Source organism: Jiella mangrovi, assembly GCF_017815135.1.
In the GTDB taxonomy this organism is placed as follows: domain Bacteria; phylum Pseudomonadota; class Alphaproteobacteria; order Rhizobiales; family Rhizobiaceae; genus Jiella; species Jiella mangrovi.
The window spans coordinates 70,030-89,579 of record NZ_JAGJCF010000001.1; the positions used below are offsets into that span (position 1 = coordinate 70,030).

19 protein-coding genes are annotated in these 19,550 nt (G+C 63.9%); 10 read left to right on the forward strand and 9 right to left on the reverse strand.

The features are described 5' to 3' along the window. Positions 1-42: 42 nt before the first annotated feature. Positions 43-900: an NAD(P)-dependent oxidoreductase gene (locus tag J6595_RS00300; protein ID WP_209592437.1), complete on the forward strand. Its 858-nt coding sequence runs from the start codon at positions 43-45 to the stop codon at positions 898-900. Between the two features lie 75 nt (positions 901-975). Here the strand turns inward: J6595_RS00300 and J6595_RS00305 are convergent, their stop codons facing one another. The 3 genes from J6595_RS00305 to J6595_RS00315 form a co-directional block, all read right to left on the reverse strand. After that, on the reverse strand, positions 976-1,236 hold the full coding sequence (locus tag J6595_RS00305) for a type II toxin-antitoxin system HicB family antitoxin (protein WP_209592438.1): 261 nt from the start codon (positions 1,234-1,236) through the stop codon (positions 976-978). 288 nt (positions 1,237-1,524) lie between these two features. After that, a complete protein-coding gene (gene cobS, locus J6595_RS00310) occupies positions 1,525-2,514 on the reverse strand; it encodes a cobaltochelatase subunit CobS (protein WP_209592439.1) in 990 nt (329 codons plus the stop codon). Between the two features lie 264 nt (positions 2,515-2,778). Continuing rightward, positions 2,779-3,390, reverse strand: coding sequence for a J domain-containing protein (locus J6595_RS00315; RefSeq protein WP_209592440.1), 612 nt, complete (start codon positions 3,388-3,390; stop codon positions 2,779-2,781). A gap of 149 nt (positions 3,391-3,539) precedes the next feature. Here J6595_RS00315 and J6595_RS00320 point away from each other — a divergent pair, with 149 nt between their 5' ends. The 3 genes from J6595_RS00320 to J6595_RS00330 all read left to right on the forward strand — a co-directional run bounded on the left by J6595_RS00320 (position 3,540) and on the right by J6595_RS00330 (position 6,596). After that, the gene (locus J6595_RS00320) at positions 3,540-3,848 is read left to right on the forward strand and encodes a BolA family protein (protein ID WP_209592441.1); all 309 of its coding nucleotides are present in this window, start codon (positions 3,540-3,542) and stop codon (positions 3,846-3,848) included. 7 nt (positions 3,849-3,855) lie between these two features. After that, positions 3,856-4,620: a YoaK family protein gene (locus tag J6595_RS00325; protein WP_209592442.1), complete on the forward strand. Its 765-nt coding sequence runs from the start codon at positions 3,856-3,858 to the stop codon at positions 4,618-4,620. A gap of 119 nt (positions 4,621-4,739) precedes the next feature. After that, complete coding sequence (locus tag J6595_RS00330; RefSeq protein WP_209592443.1) at positions 4,740-6,596, forward strand: transglycosylase domain-containing protein; 1,857 nt, start codon at positions 4,740-4,742, stop codon at positions 6,594-6,596. A 39-nt stretch (positions 6,597-6,635) separates the two neighbouring features. Here the strand turns inward: J6595_RS00330 and J6595_RS00335 are convergent, their stop codons facing one another. Together J6595_RS00335 and J6595_RS00340 are read right to left on the reverse strand one after the other, a co-directional pair. Continuing rightward, complete coding sequence (locus tag J6595_RS00335) at positions 6,636-8,822, reverse strand: methyl-accepting chemotaxis protein (protein WP_209592444.1); 2,187 nt, start codon at positions 8,820-8,822, stop codon at positions 6,636-6,638. 323 nt (positions 8,823-9,145) lie between these two features. Next, positions 9,146-9,817, reverse strand: coding sequence for an outer membrane protein (locus J6595_RS00340; protein ID WP_209592445.1), 672 nt, complete (start codon positions 9,815-9,817; stop codon positions 9,146-9,148). A 427-nt stretch (positions 9,818-10,244) separates the two neighbouring features. Between J6595_RS00340 and uvrC the strand changes: the two genes are divergently transcribed. After that, entirely contained in the window at positions 10,245-12,398 is a 2,154-nt protein-coding gene (gene uvrC, locus J6595_RS00345) for an excinuclease ABC subunit UvrC (protein WP_209592446.1), read from the forward strand. A gap of 113 nt (positions 12,399-12,511) precedes the next feature. Beyond that, on the forward strand, positions 12,512-13,093 hold the full coding sequence (pgsA, locus tag J6595_RS00350; RefSeq protein ID WP_209592447.1) for a CDP-diacylglycerol--glycerol-3-phosphate 3-phosphatidyltransferase: 582 nt from the start codon (positions 12,512-12,514) through the stop codon (positions 13,091-13,093). A 296-nt stretch (positions 13,094-13,389) separates the two neighbouring features. Here the strand turns inward: pgsA and J6595_RS00355 are convergent, their stop codons facing one another. Both J6595_RS00355 and J6595_RS00360 read right to left on the reverse strand, forming a co-directional pair. Further along, positions 13,390-14,526, reverse strand: a complete 1,137-nt coding sequence (locus tag J6595_RS00355; RefSeq protein ID WP_209592448.1) for an MFS transporter — start codon at positions 14,524-14,526, stop codon at positions 13,390-13,392. A gap of 7 nt (positions 14,527-14,533) precedes the next feature. Beyond that, positions 14,534-15,616: an alcohol dehydrogenase family protein gene (locus J6595_RS00360; protein ID WP_245197508.1), complete on the reverse strand. Its 1,083-nt coding sequence runs from the start codon at positions 15,614-15,616 to the stop codon at positions 14,534-14,536. A gap of 82 nt (positions 15,617-15,698) precedes the next feature. Between J6595_RS00360 and J6595_RS00365 the strand changes: the two genes are divergently transcribed. The 4 genes from J6595_RS00365 (at position 15,699) to J6595_RS00380 (ending at position 18,052) form a co-directional block, all read left to right on the forward strand. Continuing rightward, positions 15,699-16,211 (forward strand): TetR/AcrR family transcriptional regulator, encoded by a 513-nt coding sequence (locus tag J6595_RS00365; protein ID WP_245197509.1) that lies wholly within the window; start codon positions 15,699-15,701, stop codon positions 16,209-16,211. 301 nt (positions 16,212-16,512) lie between these two features. After that, entirely contained in the window at positions 16,513-16,764 is a 252-nt protein-coding gene (moaD, locus tag J6595_RS00370; protein WP_209592450.1) for a molybdopterin converting factor subunit 1, read from the forward strand. Between the two features lie 120 nt (positions 16,765-16,884). After that, positions 16,885-17,343: a molybdenum cofactor biosynthesis protein MoaE gene (locus tag J6595_RS00375; protein ID WP_342453069.1), complete on the forward strand. Its 459-nt coding sequence runs from the start codon at positions 16,885-16,887 to the stop codon at positions 17,341-17,343. Positions 17,344-17,524: 181 nt separating this feature from the next. Next, positions 17,525-18,052, forward strand: coding sequence for a CBS domain-containing protein (locus tag J6595_RS00380; protein ID WP_209592451.1), 528 nt, complete (start codon positions 17,525-17,527; stop codon positions 18,050-18,052). A 213-nt stretch (positions 18,053-18,265) separates the two neighbouring features. Here J6595_RS00380 and ndk read toward each other — a convergent pair whose 3' ends face one another. Continuing rightward, positions 18,266-18,688, reverse strand: coding sequence for a nucleoside-diphosphate kinase (gene ndk / locus J6595_RS00385; RefSeq protein WP_209592452.1), 423 nt, complete (start codon positions 18,686-18,688; stop codon positions 18,266-18,268). 102 nt (positions 18,689-18,790) lie between these two features. Further along, complete coding sequence (locus tag J6595_RS00390; RefSeq protein WP_209592453.1) at positions 18,791-19,483, reverse strand: glutathione S-transferase family protein; 693 nt, start codon at positions 19,481-19,483, stop codon at positions 18,791-18,793. Positions 19,484-19,550 lie beyond the last annotated feature (67 nt).

Below are 19,550 nucleotides of genomic sequence, written 5' to 3' on the forward strand. Positions count from 1 at the left end.
AGCTGCCGCCATCCCGCTCAATATCCTGACGGAATCCCACCCATGACCACGATCGCATTTCTCGGCCTCGGCGCGATGGGCTCGCGCCTGGCGAAGAACCTTCTCGATGCAGGTGCCGACCTCATCGTCTGGAACCGCAGCGAGGAAAAGACGAGACCCTTTGTCGAGGCAGGTGCTCGTGCCGCGTCCTCTCCCCGCGAGGCTGGTGAATCAGCGGACGTCGTCATCGCCATGGTCGCCGACGACGAGGCGTCGCAGGATATCTGGCTCGATGCCGAGACCGGCGCTCTCGCCGGCATGGCGAGCGGCAAGACCGCGATCGAGATCTCGACGCTGCAGCCAGACTGGGTTCGCACTTTGGGCGAACGCATGGCCCAGAAAGGCGTCGCTCTCGTCGAGGCGCCGGTGTCAGGTACCCTGCCTCAGGCCGAAAATGCCGGCCTCGTCTTTTTCCTCGCCGGTGAGAGCGAGGCGCTCGACCGTGCCGAGCCGATCCTGAGGCCTCTCGGCAAGAGCTTCGAGCGCGTCGGCGCATGGGGCAGCGCGGCAACGGTGAAACTCGCGACCAACGCCATCCTCGGCATCAACGTCGCGGCCTGGGCGGAAGTGATCGGCATGCTCGACCGCTCGCCGACCGACACGCAGACCGCCGTCGACGCCATCGCCAAAACCGCCGTCTGGGCGCCGAATTTCGGCTATGTGACGAGTTCGATGATCAGGTCGGATTTCGATCCGAAATTCCCCGTCGAACTCCTCGACAAGGATTTCCGATACGCGCTGGGGCTCGCCGGAAGCGACAAGGCGCCCATGATCGAAAAGGCGCACGAGACGCTGAAGCAGGCAATCAGCGAGGGGCTGGGTGCCGAGAACATGACGGCGGTGGCGAAGCTTTATCGGTGAGACACATTAAGAATCTCACGCTTCGGCGCGCAGCTTGAAGGCGCATGCAGTGGCTTCAGACTCAGCCTGGTCGGTCTACTCGGCTGCTTCCAGTGAATTGGTTGACGGCGAAGGGATGGCTGCACCGTCAACCAATGCGCCTTCGGCCCAGCAGATCGCTGCGGATCGAACATCTGCAATGGCCTCAATTTCCGACTCACCATCCCCCATGCATCCGGGAAGATCGGGAATTGTGGCCAACCAGCCCCCACCATCTTCCTCGGTCAGCGGGCGAATGACGATCGCATAGGCTTCCGGATCGAATGCACTGCCGCTCGATAAGGTCACGGTCGTCATGGAGGCTCTCCCTAGACACCTTCTAAGTAGCGGATCAGCTGCCGAATATAGTACGGTTTGATTGGCCGGCGCGCGGGAACGGTTAACAGATTTTGGCGGCCAGGCATTTTTACATAAAAGTGCGAACCGCCGCCTGGTGGCGGTGCGCAGTTTGCTCAGGCCTCCCGGCAAGCCTTCTTTACGTCGCTTATATGCCAGTCCGCCTTGGGGTTAGCTCGCATCCGGTCGATCGTCTTGCCCAAACTCTCGACCCTATCTCTTCAAATCGGCAAACGCCGATCAATCAACTCAATCCAATACGAGATTCGCCGCGCTCTCCGGCAGTTCCTCCCCGAAGGCCCGTTGGTAGAACTCCGCCACCAGCGGCCGTTCCAGATCGTCGCATTTGTTGAGGAAGGTCAAACGGAACGCGAAGCCCAGATCGGCGAAGATCTCGGCGTTCTCGGCCCAGGTGATCACCGTTCTCGGGCTCATCACCGTCGACAGGTCGCCATTGACGAAGGCCGAGCGCGTGAGATCGGCGACGCGCACCATCTTCGAGACCGTCTTCTTGCCCTCAGGCGTATCGAAGCTCTTGGCCTTGGCGGTGACGATGCCGACCTCGGTGTCGTGGGGCAGATAGTTCAGCGTCGTGACGATCGACCAGCGGTCCATCTGCGCCTGGTTGATCTGCTGGGTGCCATGATAAAGGCCGGTCGTGTCACCGAGGCCGACGGTATTGGCGGTGGCGAAGAGGCGGAAGGCCGGATGCGGGCGGATCACCCGGCTCTGGTCGAGAAGCGTCAGCCGGCCGGAGGATTCCAGGACACGCTGGATGACGAACATCACGTCGGGGCGACCGGCGTCATATTCGTCGAAGACCAAAGCGACGTTGTTCTGATAGGCCCAGGGCAGGATGCCGTCGCGAAACTCGGTGACCTGCATCCCTTCGCGCACCGTGATCGCGTCCTTGCCGACGAGATCGATGCGGCTGACGTGGCTGTCGAGATTGACGCGCACGCAGGGCCAGTTGAGCCTTGCCGCGACCTGCTCGATATGGGTCGACTTGCCGGTGCCGTGGTAGCCGGAGACCATGACGCGGCGGTTTTTCGCAAAGCCCGCGAGGATCGCCAACGTCGTCGGCTTGTCGAAAATATAGTCCGGGTCGATTTCCGGCACATGCGAGCTACGCTCGGAATAGGCTGGAACTTTCAGATCGCTGTCGAAACCGAACGTTTCACGGACGGAGATCGTGGCGTCCGGCAGGGCTGCCACTTCCTGTTCCGCTATACTCATCATACCTCCAAGGGCGCTCACAGACGGCGGATTTGCCCCCCGACGCCTTCATGCTTCATCTTCGGCCGCGCGGACCACATCTCGCCAGAGCCGGAATGCGCCAGGCCAGGTCAACACTGTTATGGTGCTTCTCGCACCACGATCGACTTTCCGCGCCGCTTACCGGCCATCTGACCGCCGCGCGCCGGGAAACCCGGGACGCAGCCAGCCGACGATGGCGGAAAGCGCCCGGCAACGCAACGGGAACAACACCGCACGGATCGAGGCTCAGCAGAGGCCTGCCTGCTTGAGGAGCTTGTAAGCCTGAATGACCTCGCGCAGCCGGTCCTCCTGGCCGCGATCACCGCCATTGGCGTCCGGGTGGAGTTGCTTCACCAGATCCTTATAGCGGCGACGGATCATTTCGCCAGTCGCGCCCGCTTCGAGGCCGAGATTTTCGAACGCCTTCTTCTCCAGCGGACGAACCTTCGGGCGTCGTGTTTCGGGGCGCGCCGCGCCGTCCTCGCCGAACAGGCCGAACGGATCCTTCGGCCGCCCTGCCCCGGCGCGCCCGCTGCGCGCCGTGCTTTGCGAGGAGCCGTTCTTGCCCATCGCCCAGGTGGGGCGATGGCCGGTCATCGCGTCCTTCAGATATTTCTGGATGTCGTCGTCGCCGAGACCCGAGAAATAATTGTACGACTTGTTGTACTGGCGCACGTGATCGACGCAGAAGTTGAGATACTGGCCCTCGAAATCGCGGCCGAGCGGCGCCTTGTAGATGCCGGCCTCTTCACAGCCTTCCCACGCGCAAACGGGCGCCTTCGGCTTCGCCCTCGCGGAGGACTTGCCGGATTTGCCTTTGACGCGGATCCCGTCGAAATATTTGGAGTCGAGCTTCATCGTGGGCGATTATGGGGCTCGGCGGTTGCGCGAACAAGAATTGACAGGCGTGAAAAAGCCAGAAATTCCGAGCCGTGTCCGTCGCCAGACAAGCCCCGCGCAATCTTGCCCGGGCGCAAGCGGCTTCAAAGGGAACCGAAAGGAGCGAGATGAGCACCAAGGCAAGGATCGAGGCCAAGCTCGTCGAGGCGTTTCAGCCGACCGCCTTCGAGGTGATCGACGAAAGCCATCTTCATGCCGGCCATCACCATGGCGGCAGCGATCACCATGCCGAATTCGACGGCTCGGGCGAGACGCATTTTCGCGTCCGCATCGTCTCCGAAGCCTTTGCCGGCATGCCGCGCATCAAGCGCCATCGCTCGATCAACGCATTGCTTTCGAACGAACTTTCCGCGGGCGTCCACGCTCTCGCCATCGAGGCGGCGGCGCCTGGAGAGCCGACGCGAATGAAAGCGTGAGGCGCTGATGGCTCGTAAAGGCCGCCCGCGAAAGACAAGCGAAAGACCGAAAGCCCGAGCCCCGAAAACCCGTTCGGCGGCTTCCGATCCCTCCCCGCCTGAGACGCGGCAGAAGGCGACGGGCTTCGGCTTCGTCGCGCTCTTGTCGTTCCTTGCCGGGATGACGGACGCGATCGGTTATCTGCGAGCCGGCGACTTCCTCTCCTTCATGAGCGGCAACACGACGCGGCTTGCCATCGCCATCGGCGAGGCGCGCGGTGATGCGGTCCTGCGCCTCGGCGCGATTCTCGCCGTCTTCGTCGCCGGCAATGCGGCGGGTGTCGTGGTCGTGCGACAGACCGGCGAGCGCCAGTGGCCGCTGCTCATGGTCGTGACGCTCGTGACCTCCGGTGTCGCGGCTTTCGCCGGCGCGAATTCGTCGCCCTTCAGTCTCCTGCCGTTGGTTTTCGCCATGGGCATGCTGAACGCGGCGGTCGACAATGTCGCCGGCCATCCCGTCGGCCTGACTTACGTCACCGGCGCTCTCTCGCGATTCGGCAAGGGCCTCGGCCGGTTTCTGTGCGGCGAACGCAAACCCGGCTTTCTCGTGCAGATGTTTCCCTGGGTCGGCATGCTGGCCGGCGCGGTCACCGGCGTCCTCCTGCTTCATGCGTTCGACGAGGCGGCGATCTGGGGCATCGGCGGCCTCGCCCTCGTCCTGACGGCGATTTCCCTCGCCATTCCAAGGCGCTGGATGTGGACGAGCTTCGGCCTCGGCAAGCCCGGAGCTTAAGGACAGACGCCTCATGAGGCTGGCCGCTCGCCGGCCCCGGAGAGCGGGCCGCCGCGTTGCGGCCGACTTTCCGCACCCCCATATCGAAATGGTTAACGATCGGTAAACGGGGTTGTCGCATGGAAGAGCAGGCCGAGGCTCCCCGTTACAGAACCATCTGGCTCGTTCTCGCCTTCATGATCATGATCTTCGGATCAGGCCTGGTCGGGGTCCATTCCTGGGTCAATGCGGTGGCCTCGCGCTACGGCGCCAGCGTCGCGACCACCGAAGAGCGGGTCCACTCCAATCGCCTGATCGTCAACCTCTCCCGCCACGAGGACAGCCCCTGGAACGCGCCGATCGAGGAGGCGATGTATGTCGATTACGACGACGTTCCCGAGGTGATGCGCGATGCCATCCTCGAAAGCGAGGATTCCTGGTTCTTCTACCATGCGGGCTTCAACCCGATCGCCATCGGCAAGGCGGTTCTCAGCCAGTTCGGCGACGATCCGCGCGGTGGTTCGACCATCACCCAGCAGCTTGCCAAGCAGGTCTATGTCGGCAGCCGCCGCGATTTGCGGCGCAAATTCGACGAGCTCGCCATCGCGCTCTGGCTGGAATGGCATTTTTCGAAGAGGCAACTGCTCGAATTCTACTTCAACACCCCCTTCATGGGCCACAATACCAAGGGGATCGAGGCGGCCGCGCGCTACTATTTCGGCTATTCCTTCAAGCGTGAGCGCGCGCAGGCCATAACCTTCACACCGGACATGGCTGCCAGCCTCGCCGTCACCATCAAGAACCCGACCGGCGGCAATCCGACCAAGCCCCGCAACATGCGGCAGGCGCGCCGGCTGCTTCTCGCCATGGGCCTCACCCCGAAGACGCTGACCTCCAAGGCCGTCGCCGACAAGAGGCTGCCACGTCGCTTTGCCGCCCACGCCTTCGCCAGGGATCGGCGTCTGTCCGACCAGTTCGGCTCGGCGCGAGACCTCGCCGTCGTCCGGCTCGCCCAAAAGCTCGGCGCCAAGGGTGTGAAAGACACCAGCCTCGACGTCGTCACCTTCTACTCCTCCGAGATTCAGCTCTATCTCGACAGGGCGATCGCCAAATACGCTCCGCCCATCAGAAAGGCCGGTTACGACCGGCTGAGCGCAGTCGTCGTCGACAATGCGACCGGCGGCATCGCCGCGATCGTCGCGCCGCCGGATGCGAGGATCTATCCCGGTTCGACGGTGAAACCCCTTCTTGCCCTTTGCGGTCTCGTCGACAAAGGCTGGACGGCGCAGACGCGGGTCGAGGACACCCCCATCGGCATTCCGCCGGTCAAGAACGGCGACCACCGCTATCTCGGCCGCATCAGCCTCGAGCGCGCGCTTGCCGCGAGCCGCAACCCGCCCTTTGTGCGGATGATACGCAGCTTCGGTCGCGGCTGTGCCAATTCGGTCCTGGCGCGGATGAAGACGCGGTTCCGCTTCGAGGGAGCGCGCGATCGTTCGCTGGCGCTCGGGGCGGAACCGGTGAAGCTGATGGATCTTCTCAATGCCTATGTGACGATCGCGACTTGCGGGCGCGTGTCGAACGGCCCGCTGATCCTCAAGGAGGCTCGCGACCGCTCCACCCAAACCGTCGTCCTTGCGCAAACGGCAAAGCCGCTGGCGAAGGATCCGAAGCTGACCGCCGGTTTCGACGCGCTGCATCAGATGCTTCAGGCGACGACCGGGCCGATCGGAACGGCCAATGGCAGCCGTTTCGTCAACGACGTCGCCGCCAAAACGGGCACCTCGGACGACAACCGACAGATCACGCTGATCACCTTCACCCACGCCTACACGGTTCTCGTTTCAGCGGCTGCGAGCGATCCGAGCAGGCTGACACGGCGGCTCTCCTCGCATGCTCTCGTGCGCATGGTCCACAACATCAATGCCAATATCCACGGCGGCAGGGACCCCGGTCCGCTGGGCTGCGGCGGCGGGGTCGTCGTCGCCGGACGCTGAGCGCCTTGCGTTTATTCGGACGCACGGCGCTCTATCCGGTCATGCCGCACGCGCCATCTGCCGCCGCTGTGGCTCTTCGAGCGTGAAAACCGCGATCTGGCTGGCAAGCGCCGAAGCCTCGCTGGCAAGGCCGTGGGTCGCGGCGGTCGCCTGCTCGACGAGGGCGGCATTGCGCTGCGTCGTTGTATCCATCTGCGACAGTGTATCGTTGACGTGGCCGACCTGATCGGCCTGCTCACGCGCAGCCTCGACGATCGCGGTCACCTCGACGCGTATGGTCTCGACCTTTTCGAGGATCGTGCCGAGCGCGCCGCCGGTCCGTTCGAACAGCGAAACACCATTTTCGAGCGATGATACCGACCGGTCGATCAGCCCGCGAATTTCCTGGGCCGCCTGGCTGGAACGCTGGGCGAGTTCGCGCACTTCCTGCGCGACCACCGCAAAGCCCTTGCCCGCCTCGCCCGCCCGCGCCGCCTCGACACCGGCATTGAGGGCAAGAAGATTGGTCTGGAAGGCGATTTCGTCGATCACGGAGACGATCTGCGAGATTTCCTTCGAGGAGTCCGCGATCTTGCTCATGACGGAAACCGACTCGTCGACGAGCTGACCGGAGCTGCGCGTGAAATCTGCGGTCTCGGTGACGTATTGCCCCGCGGTCGAGGCGCGCCTGGCGGTCGAATTCACCGTCATCGAAACCTCGGACATCGAGGCGGATGTGGTCTCCAGCGAAGCCGCCTGCTGCTCGGTGCGGCGCGCAAGGTCGTCCGAGGCGACGCGCAGTTCGCTCACGCCCCGCTCGACGCTTTCGGCGACGCTCTTCACGGTGGCGATCGTTTCTTCGAGCATGTGGACGGATTCGTTGTAGTCCCGGCGCAGATTGTCGAATTCGCCCGGCAGGGCCGTCTCGATCCGGTAGGCGACGTCGCCGGCGGCCAGGCGCTTCAGCGCCCCGCCGACCGCAACCATCGCCGTTTCCATCTCATCGGCCGTTCTGGCGCGTTCCGCATCGACCATCGCCTGCTGTGCCTGGCGCTCCTCGAGATTTTGGCGGTCTTCCTCGAGCTTCTTCTTCGCGTTGTCTTCGGTCACCACGGCGAAGGCGGAAACCGCGCGCGCCATCCTGGCGACCTCGTCCTGACCCGACGTATCGACCCCGCTCATGTCCACCTCGCCTTCGGCCAGGCGTTTCATGCAGCCGATGAGAGCGTTCAGCGGTCTCGTGATCGAACGGGCGATCACGATCGAGGCGAGGATGACGGCCAGCGTCGTGCCGACGACGAGCGCCAACAGTAGCACGAAGTTCGTCCAGGTCTGCGCGCTCTCCGCCTTGGCAAGGGCCTGGATCTGACCGATCGTCTCTTTCTCGATCTTCGCCATTTCCTCGATGACCCTGGTCGTCAGATCGAACCATTCGGCGGCATTGAGGTCGGACAAATCGCCACCGACACCGTCATGCAGGATCCGCGCGCTCATCTGACGGACGGTCGGAAGCCCGGCGTCGTCGAGGCGCTGGCGGAGCGAAGCCTCCCGGCCCATCGGTTCCATGGCGATGAACCGGCTGAGATAGGCATCGAAACCGCCCGAAAGCTCGCGGAACCGCTCGAAGCCGACCTGCGAAAGACGTCCCGACGCGATGATGCCAGCGCCTTCGCCGCGTTCGCGCCCGGCGATGTCCTTCGCCGCCACGAGATTGTTGTAGGCAATGACGAGGTCGGCGACGGTCATCCCATCCTCGCTCTTGCTCATCGCATTCATCAGCGCGGTCAGCGAGGCGATGGTGGCATTGTAGTAGTCGAATGCCGTTTCGCGTGGCATCGAAAGAGCGGAGACCGCCTGACGAACCGCGGAAAGCCGGCCCAGCGCATCGATCACCGACTGACGATAGGAGGCGAGATCGCCCCCGCCGGCGGAGGCGGTGCCGAGTTCGTCGGCCTTGAAGCCTGCGAGAGCCGCGTCAACCTTGGCTCTGGCACCGAGCATTTTCTCCTGCATCTTCGTACCGCGTGAGCCGAGAAAGCCGGAAGACGTGCCCCGCTCGACCTGCAAGCCGTGAACGAGGCCGCCGATGACGTCGAGATCGGAGCCGGTCACGACCACGCCACTCATCGTCCGATAGTCCTCATAGAACTCGCTGATCTCGTGCCCGCCGAGGGCGCCAATGAGAAGGAAGGGAAGCACCAGGGCCGCGACCAGACGCTTCGTGATGGAAAACCGATTGAGCTGCACGGACACCTCCCTGGGTTGCAAATCCGGCGCCAACGCCGTCACCTCGCTAAAATTGCAACCAGTCGCTTAAGGGAGCGTGAAGCGAAGTGACGAAAATCTTTTCCAAACCATTGATACAAATATATAAAATTCTCGTTTGCAATGATCCTTTCGACTGAAATCCTGGCGCAACTTACCATCGAATGAAATTTCTGGTCGAACGGCGCGGCACCGTGTTGCCGGCGAGCCGGTCGCGGGGCGATGCCGCCAGTCCGAAAGCGAGCGTCCGACCATTCGTCGATGAAAGGATCAATTTTCGCGACGGCGAAAAGCCGCCGAACCGGTCAGAATTTCAACGCAATGCCGGCACGGATGGAATGTTCGTCGAAGCCGGAGGATACGGTCGTGCTGCCCAGATCGTAGTCCTTGCTGCCGAAATTCGAATAGCGATATTCGAGCCTGCCGCTGACATCGTCGGAGAACTTGGCCTCGACACCGGCGCCGACCGTGTAGCCGACGCTGGTTTTGGTGTCGGACGCGCCCCCCGAAGACAGCTGGTTGCGCGAGGCGGCAACGCCGCCCGTCGCAAAGACCAGGAAGGGATCGGCCTGAACGCCGACCCTGCCGCGCAGCGAGCCGAAGACGTTCTGGTCGCCATCGACGTCGTCGCCGAGCAACGGGCTGAAATTCGAACCGTCGACGCCGGAGCCGCCAAGATCGGCCTCGACGCCGTAGACGACGGGGCCGTCTTCGAAATTGTAGCCCGAATAAACGCCGCCGACGAGGCCGTCACCATCGAAGGTGACGTTTCCAGCATTCTTGAAGCGGGAAAAATTGTACCCGACGAAGACACCCGCATAAGGGCCCGACCAGACATAGACCGGCGAAGACGGCGCCTCGGGCGACGGCGGGACGAGTGGCTGATCGTAGACGACGTCGGCCGCAGACGCGCTGCCGGCTCCAAGAACGATCGTCCCCAACAGCGCGACGGTGATCGACCGAAGTGTTCCTGCCATCAACATAGACGTTCCATCACTGCCATGGACCGGTGGCAAAATCCGCCATTCCGGGCCGTGAGAGCCCTCCGCCAGAACAAACCGGCGCGTTCCGCGTCGCGATTAGGCGGCCTGTTCGAACAGATGGGTCATAACACATGGCGGAAACAGGTCACACTGACGCTTCCGAGAGCAGGAGGCGAAAGGTTTTTTCAAGTTGTTGCATATCTGCACTTCGCCCGCATGCGAGATGCCGCAACCACCCTGAAAATTGGCGGGGAAAGTTCGGCGGCGCGTCGCTTCGCCCCCTGCATTTCTCATGATCAATGATCATATAACGCTGGCGGCAACAGATGCGGGTCGTGCCGCCGATGAACGGGAAGAAGAGGATAGAACGTTGGGCCGCTCGCGCGCACAGCGATATTCGCGCCACAGCGCCCGAGCCCTGATGCCGAATGCGGATACAGGCGGCGTCGACGAGCCTGGAACGATCGCCGAGGACGAAGCCATCACCGAAGACACCGAAGCAGACCTCGACATCGACGGTGATTTCGACGACGGCGACGAGACCGGCGCGGACGATGCCGCTCCGTCGACGCCGGCCCCGTCGGCTGCCGCCGCCTTGATCGAGGCGATCGAGTGGGACGATGCCAGCCGGGCGGTCGAGGGCGAGCTGAAGGGCGCCGAGCTGATCGCCGCCCTGGTCCGGCGCCTGCCGAATTCGCCGGGCGTCTATCGCATGTTCGGTGCGGACGGCGAGATCCTCTATGTCGGCAAGGCGCGCTCGCTCAAGAAGCGCGTCTCCAGCTATGCGCGGTCCGGCGGCCATACCCAGCGCATCGCGCGGATGATCGCCAAGACCTGCAACATGGAATTCGTGACGACGCGCACGGAGACCGAGGCGCTCCTGCTCGAGGCGAACCTCATCAAGCGGCTGCGGCCCCGCTTCAACGTCCTGATGCGGGACGACAAGTCGTTTCCCTACATCCTGATCAGCCAGGATCATGCCGCGCCGGCGATAATGAAGCATCGCGGCGCGAGGAACAGGAAGGGCCGCTATTTCGGGCCCTTCGCCTCGGCCGGTGCGGTCGGGCGGACGATCAACGCGCTGCAGCGGGCCTTCCTGCTGCGCACCTGCTCCGACAGCGTCTATGACGCGCGCACCCGGCCCTGCCTGCTCTATCAGATCAAGCGCTGCTCCGGCCCCTGCACCGGCGAGGTGAACGAACAGGAATATTCCGAACTCGTCGACGAGGCGACGGCGTTCCTGTCCGGCCATTCCAACGACGTGAAGACCTCGCTGTCCCATGCCATGCAGTCGGCTTCGAACGAACTCGATTTCGAGCGCGCCGCCGTCTACCGCGATCGCCTCGCCGCCCTCTCCCACGTCCAGAGCCATCAGGGCATCAATCCCGACGGCATCGAGGAGGCCGACGTCTTCGCCATCCATCAGGAAGGCGGCCTGACGTCGATCCAGGTGTTCTTCTTCCGCACCGGCCAGAACTGGGGCAACCGCGCCTATTTCCCCAAGGCCGATCCCCTGCTCGAGCCGGAAGCCGTGCTCGGCGCGTTTCTCGGCCAGTTTTACGACGACACGCCCGCGCCCCGGCTGGTCCTGCTTCCGGTCCGGATCGAGGACGAGGCGCTGCTCGGCGAGGCGCTCAGCCTCAAGGCCGACCGCAAGGTGCGCATCGAGGTGCCGTCGCGGGGCGCCAAGCGCGACCTCGTCGATCATGCGACCTCCAACGCCAAGGAAGCCCTCGGACGGCGGCTGGCGGAAACCTCGACACAGGCCCGGCTGCTCAAGGGGCTGCAGGAGACCTTCGGCCTTGCCAGCGTGCCCCGCCGGATCGAGGTCTACGACAACTCCCACATCATGGGCACGGCCGCCGTGGGCGCGATGATCGTCGCCGGGGCCGAAGGCTTTGCCAAGAACCAGTACCGCAAGTTCAACATCAAGGGCGAGGACATCACGCCCGGCGACGATTTCGGCATGATGAAGGAGGTCATCCGGCGGCGCTTCTCGCGGCTGATCAAGGAGAATGCCGAGACCATGCCCGCGACGGCCGATACCGGCATTGCGAGCGAAGCGGCAACGCCCGGCGAAGACACCGTCGACGATCTCGCCGACGACGCGCCGATGCCGGCCTGGCCGGACCTCGTCCTGATCGACGGCGGCAAGGGGCAGATGTCGGCAGTGCGCGCCATTTTAGGCGAACTCGGCATTGCCGACCGCATCACCGCCATCGGCATCGCCAAGGGCGTCGACCGCGATGCCGGCCGCGAGCGGTTCGTCATCGAAGGCCGGGAGCCGTTCTCGCTGCCGCCGCGCGACCCCGTGCTCTATTTCGTCCAGCGGCTGCGCGACGAGGCCCATCGCTTCGCCATCGGCACCCACCGCGCCAAGCGCAAGAAGGAGCTGGTCAAGAACCCGCTCGATGAGATCGCCGGCATCGGCCCATCGAGAAAGCGCGCCCTCCTCCATCATTTCGGCACGGCGAAGGCCGTGTCCCGCGCAGCGCTCAGCGATCTCACCGAGGTCGAGGGCATCTCCGCGGCCACGGCGCAGCTGATCTACGATCATTTCCACGCCGGAGGGTGAAACATTCGACACGTTTGGGGGCGAATATGCCGATCAGCGCCCTTGCGCGGTTGACGCGGCCCGCCCCGCCGCGCTTTGAGAGACCAAATCGGATTTCCGCAGGCGATCGTTCCATGGCGTCCAAGGCTTTGAGCCTTCCCAACATCCTCACCTATGCCCGGATCGTCTGCGTTCCGCTCGTCGTCATGTGCTTTTTCATGGAAGGCCAGCTGCGCAGCCCGGACTATGCACGCTGGACGGCGCTCGGCATCTTCATCGCCGCTTCGATCACCGACTATTTCGACGGCTATCTGGCGAGAGCCTGGAATCAGTCCTCCACCATCGGCCGGATGCTCGATCCGATCGCCGACAAGCTGCTCGTCGCCGCCGTCCTGCTGCTTCTCGCCGCCGAAGGCAGCATTGCCGGCTGGAGCTTATGGGCCGCAATCATCATCCTGTGCCGCGAGATCCTCGTCTCGGGCCTTCGCGAATATCTCGCCGAGCTGAAGGTTTCCGTCCCGGTGACGCGGCTCGCCAAATGGAAGACGACGATCCAGATGGTCGCCATCGCCTTCCTGCTCGCAGGTCCGGCGGGCGACGAGTTCCTGCCCGGCATCACCCAGGTCGGCCTCGTCCTCCTGTGGATATCGGCCCTCGTCACCCTCTACACCGGCTACGACTATTTTCGCGCCGGGCTCAGGCACATCGACGACTGAGCGAGCGGCAGACCACCGAATAGATCGGCTGCTTTCGACCCACTTCGCATTGTGCTTTGTTCGTCCTGTCGGACGCAAGGCGCGCTACGATTGGACACGCGGCGCTCTGATACCAGCGCGACCCGGGGGAATGACCCTCGGGCCGCTGGTATAAAGCCTGCGCGGCGATTGAGCGGTCACCCCTTGGCAACGGTCAAAGACCGGGGCCGACGGTATGAGGTCACTTGAATGTTTTACAGCGACTGTCCGCTTCGAGCCCTTCGAGATTTTCCATAGGCGCCTGATTTGCACGAAAATTACGCCGTTACGGGGTCGATCACGGCTTTTGCCCGAAAGACCCCGGCGAGGATCGCGATGCCACCAAAGCAAAGGACTGCTGGCGCCGGGCCGCTCTCCGCCATCAGAAGTCCGAAGACGGGGGCGCCAGCCGTCTGACCGACTGCCATCATCAGGAAGCCGACCATGAGCCCGGTTGCCGGACGGTTTGGGAGGGCTTGGACGCCCCAGACGAGATAAACTCCCGACACCATTACATACGCCCCGCCGAAGAGAGCGCCTCCGGCGAGCGTAAGAGCGGGAGGGGCAATACCCAATCCAATCAAGAGTATACTCGCGGCCATAAGCCCGAGGAAAGTCCAGTGAACCGCGTCTAGGCCGAAACGATTGACCAGCGAGCCGGCCCAGGCTCCGGCAATGCCGGCAGCACCGATGCAGGTCCACAATACGCCGGTTCCGGTCGGCCCCCACCCCAGCTGCTGCGAGACGAGCTGGCCTCCGAAGGACCATACGGCGGTGCTCGACGCGCCCATCAGGAACGACGCGGAAATCAGACGCAGGACCGGGCCGTTCATTGGAGGCAGACCGCCGGCCTCCGTGCCGCCATTCGAAGCTGGAAGGGAAACCGCAGCCGCGATGGCGAGCACCGCCGCCACGGCCGCGAACGCACCGAAGGCCAGCCGCCACTGCCCGGCAATGGCAAGGGCGATCGGTCCCGACAGGGCCACGCCCGCGCTCGTTCCGGCATTGATTATGGTGTTCGTGAGATCCTGACGGCTCTTGCGCACGCCCGCTGCCACTGCGGCGGCCATGGGCGGCGAGGCAAGGCCCGTAGTCGAACCGGCCACGATGACGGCGAAGGCCAGGATCAATGGTGACGGGGCAAGCGCGATCCCGGCCATGCCGATGGCCGCAACACCAGCCGCCCCGACGGCGACCGCGCGCGCGCCGATCCGTTCCGTCAAAAGCGATGACGCGATGATCGCAACGCAATAGCCGGCAAAGGAGCCGCCCGAGATGATACCGCTGAGCGAGGGGCCAAGGCCAAGATCGCCGTCGATCTGCGGCAGGAACAGTCCAAATGCGAAGCGGGCGAAACCGTAGCAGACGGCGATCAGGGCAAAGCCCAGGGTTCCGATGCGAAGGGCCGGGCTCATGTGCATGTCACCCAGCAACCTCTATGGCGAATTTGCCCAGATGAGATTTCTTGAGAAACGCTTCCTGAGCAGCGCGCAGCTCGTGCAGCTGGCGACGCTCAGCTACGACCGGACGTATCTCTCCCGCCTCGATGTAGCGCACCAAGTCAGCGAAGACCCCCAAGTCCTGTCGGGTGCTTCCGAGAAGCGTCAGGTCCTTGAGGTATAAGGTTCGCAGGTCGAGCTCGACGATTGGCCCGGCGATGGCACCGGAGGTTACATAGCGGCCTTTCGGTACCAGCGCCTCCAGCAATGCAGGCCATCGCGGCCCGCCAACGAGGTCGAGCACGACATCGAAAGCGGCCTCGGGGAAAGCATCGTTTCGATCAATCGCGATGTCGGCTCCAAGCTCCTTCAGCGCCTCCATCTTTGCAGCACTGGTGACCGCCGTGACATGCGCGCCGCGGCGTTTGGCAAGCTGCACGGCGGCCGAGCCGACACCGCCGGAGGCACCCGTGATCAGCACCCGTTCCGCGCCCAGGGCCGCGCGCTGGATCATGCCCTCGGCGGTTGAGAACGCGCAGGGAAAGGAGGCAAGCTCGATATCGGAAAGCGCGCTGTCGATCCTCAAGGCGTGCTCGGACTCGACGGTCGTGTATTCGGCAAAGGCACCGTCGCGCTCGGAGCCGAAAGTCACGAGCGCATCGGGCTTCGCGCCGTTCGGACGATACATTGGTCGCACCAGAACCCGCTCGCCGACGCGCGCGCCGTCCACGCCCTCACCAACCGCGACGATCCTGCCGCAGCAATCGGCCCCCTGAATGCGCGGAAAGCTCAGCGCGCCGGACCACGCCCCGTCGCCGTCTGATGCACCGCCATATCCGTCCGTGGCTGCCGAGTTCGTGTCGCCCCGCACGGTCTTGGAATACCAGCCCGTCCGCGTGTTCACGTCGGTATTGTTCACCGAGGAGGCACCGACCCGGATGAGGACCTCGCCTGCGTCCGGTTGCGGCACCGGCACATCCTCGCGCAATTCCAGCTTGTCGAGACCTCCATGTCCGGTGAGGACGACGGCTTTCATCGTTGCGGGCATCGTTGCGGGTCGTTTCATCACAGCTTCCTTCGGGGTAGAGTGATCGCTCTACTTGCGTAGGTAGAGGGATCACTCTACACCGTCAACCATGACAGACACGATGAGCAAGATTGCCGCCGGTCTCGAGCGCGCTTTTGCCCGCGGCGGCTTTGCAGAACCGTCCGTCGAGACCTTGCGCGATGCCGCTGGCGTCAGCCTCCGCACGCTTTACAAATACACCCCCTCTCGTGACGACATGGTTCTGGCGGCGTTGGAGAACCGGCATCAACGCTACCTGTCGCATGTCTTCGATGGCCTGCCGGACAACACCGAAGACGCGACGAATGCCATTCTGGCGAGGGTCGGCACATGGATGGCAAAAGAGGCGTCGCACGGCTGTCTGTTTCACGCCGCAGTGGCGGCCGACCCGAACAGCGATACGCTCCGCAGGTTCCTCAAACGCCACAAGGCGGAAGTCGCGTCCAGAGCGGCCGCGGCAACCGGCCTTGAGGTAGCCGAGACCGAACTGCTCGTGATCGTCGAGGGCCTGACCCAAGCGTGGCCGCTGCATGGCGATGCTGCCGTCGAGGCCGCGATTCGCTTGGCCCACGCGCTTCGGGTCTCACTTGGATAGCTATTACCGCAATCGTTCGAGCAGTTTACGCGTCCATACAAATGGAATTTCACCCCCGCCGGTTCGGTAACGGCCATCAAAGTTCAACGGCTGCTTTTTCCCGCATAGGTGCCATCGGTCGGTTTAGCTGAAAACGGCCGTTCTCCGCCTTCCGGCAGATTCCTCGCCGCGATAGCCACGCGACTTCTGCCACCCCTGTCCCGTTTGAACCGGCCACGCGGCAAGTCCAGTTTACGGCGTCCACTGGACAACCGCTCCCCCGCCCGCCATCTCGGGCAATAGTGGACAGGAGCTTTTTGAGATGAAACTTGCCTATTTCGCCTGGGTGCGCGAGCGGATCGGCCTGGCCGAGGAAGAGGTCGCGCTGCCGGCCGGGGTCGTCACCGTCGGCGATCTCCTTCTTTGGCTGAAGGGCCGCGGCGAGACCTACGATGCGGCGCTGCAGGCGCCGGAGATCATCCGTGTTGCCATCGATCATGAACATGTCGATCATTCCGAGCCGCTCGCCGGCGCGAAGGAAGTCGCGATCTTTCCGCCGATGACGGGGGGCTGAGCCATGGCAGACACCCGCAACAGCGCCGACCTTGCCGCGACCATGTATGACGGCGCCCGGGAGACGAGCCCCGCAGGGAAGGCCCCGTTCGATAGCGGGGCCGACACGCAGCGTTCCGAGATCGCGTTCGACATCCGCGTCCAGGCCGAAAGCATTGACGCGCGCGCCGTCACGGCCGCCCTCTCCGGCTCGGGCGCCGTCGGCGCGCTCGTGACCTTTACCGGCTATTGCCGCGACGAAGGCGGGCGGCTGAAGGCGCTGGAGCTCGAGCATTATCCCGGCATGGCACAAAAGCAGATCGAAAAGATCGCCCGTGAGGCGGCTTCGCGCTGGCCCCTCATCGGCGTCGCTGCGATCCATCGCTATGGCCTGATCGCGCCCAGCGAGGAGATCGTCCTCGTCGCCTGCTCTTCGGCCCATCGGGGCGCCGCCTTCGAGGCCGCGAGCTTCCTGATGGACTTCATGAAGACTTCCGCCCCCTTCTGGAAGCGCGAGCACCTTAAGGATGGCACCGTGGGCGGCTGGGTCGAGGCGAAGGACACCGACGACGCGGCCACGGGGCGCTGGCACCAGCTCTGAGACGTGACTGCAAGTCCTGCAACGATCGCAGAAAGCAATCATTCACGGCGTGCCAATATATTGCAAAGCAACTTCGGCATTAGCAGCTGCAACAGCGATATATTACCAGAATTTACCATCAACGACTTTTCGTCGGCGCGCGAAGGGACTAGCCTTTCCTCTTTCGTCTGGGAGGGCACCCATGAAGATCAAGGACAGACCGGAATTTCGCGACAAGCCGAAGCCGCTCAGCTTCGGCCCGGAGGACACGGCGATGGAAGCCGTCGCCGCGATGACCGACAAGAATGTCGGCTCGGTGATGGTGGTCGACGCAGCCGACAAGCTGATCGGCGTCGTCACCGAACGCGATATCCTGAAACGGCTGGTCGGTGCGAAGCGCGACCCCGAAGCCACCAAGCTGCGCGAGATCATGACCGCCAAGCCACGGGTGGCGAAGGCCGACGACGACCTCATCGAGTGGATGCGCGTGATGTCGGCCGAGCGGTTTCGCCGCCTGCCGATCGTCGACGATCAGGGCCGCGTCGTCTCGATCATGACGCAGGGCGACTTCGTCTCCTACACTTGGCCGAACCTCCTGCACCAGGCCCGCGAGGTGACGCGCTCGAGCGTCGGCAACAACTACCAGATCCTTCTCGTCGCCGGCTCCGTCGCGGTCTACACGCTCATCCTCGTCGCGGTCCTGGCGGCCTTCTTCGGCGGCGAGGCCTGATCACAGCAGCGCCCTTGCGTCCATTCGCCCCCTTGCGTCCATTCAAACGCGCAAAGGCCGCTTCGCCCCCTCAAGTCCGCGCGCCTTGGGCCTTCCGAAATGCGCGTTCGAAGTTCGGGCCGATCCTCCAAAACGAAGACGCCCGGATGGCATGATCCATCCGGGCGCGTCAAAACCGTGCCGCGCCACAAGGGCGCGATCGGACGTCTGGTCTCAGCCGACGATTTCGGTCTCGGAGAACCAGTAGGCGATCTCTTCCTTGGCCGTCTCCGGCGCGTCGGAGCCGTGGACCGAGTTCTCGCCGATCGACAGGGCGAATTCCTTGCGGATCGTGCCGTCTGCGGCCTGGGTCGGGTTGGTCGCGCCCATCACTTCGCGGTTCTTGGCAATCGCATTCTCGCCCTGGAGAACCTGGACGACCGTCGGGCCCGACGACATCGACTCGACCAGCTCACCGAAGAACGGACGCTCCTTGTGGACGGCGTAGAAGCCCTCGGCCTCGCGCTTGCTCATCCACACGCGCTTGGAGGCGACGACGGTGAGGCCGGCTTCCTCGAGCTTGTGGATGATCGCGCCGGTCAGGTTGCGCCGCGTGGCATCGGGCTTGATCATGGAGAAGGTGCGTTCGAGCGCCATAAGAATTCCTTGTCTTCGACATGGTGGGGAAACTGCCGCACCCTATAGCGACGCGGCTCTGCCGGGGCAAGCCGACGCCTGCGCAAATGCGCGCGGCTCGCGTCAGGCTGCCGCCGGCACCTTTTTCCCCTCGCCCCCATGAAGTGCGAGACAGCGCTCGAACCATGCCGTCACCGGATCGTTCGCCGGCAGGAACCGGAACGGCGAGGACACCCGCGCCCACTGGAACGCCCCGAAGACGATGTAATCGGCAAAGAGCGGGCTCTCGCCGCCGAGGAACGCCTGCTTGCCGACAATGGCGCGAAGCGGCTCCAGCGATTTGAGGAACGGTTCGACCCTTTCTGCACGATCTGCGACGAAGGTCTCCAGGCTCGTGCCGAAGGCCTTCTCCCGGCTCGACCGGAAATAGGCCTGATCGGGCTCGCTGAGACCATCGTGGATATCGAGAGCGGCGAAGCGGGCGAGCGCTGGATGGATCACCCGCTGGGTCCAGCTCTCGACGAAGCGTGACAATGCGTGCCCGCCCTCCCCGCCGAAGAGGGTCGGGCGGTCCGGATAGGCCGTTTCCAGATATTCGGCGATGGCGAAGGAATCGGCCACCAGCGTGTCGCCATCCTTCAGGATCGGCACGGTCTTGGAGAAGCCGCCTTCAAGACCAGGGATTTCGGTGAAACCGGCCGTCGCCGTCTCGAAATCAAGGCCCTTGTGCCGCAGCGCCAGGCGGACCTTCCAGCAATGGGGCGAAAACGGCCGGGACGCGTCGCGTCCGGCGAGTTCGTAGAGTGTGATGGCCATTGAAAGAATTCTCCTCGCAAAAGAGCGGCAGGATCAAAGGCGGCCGTTATCGCCCCTCGATCCACGC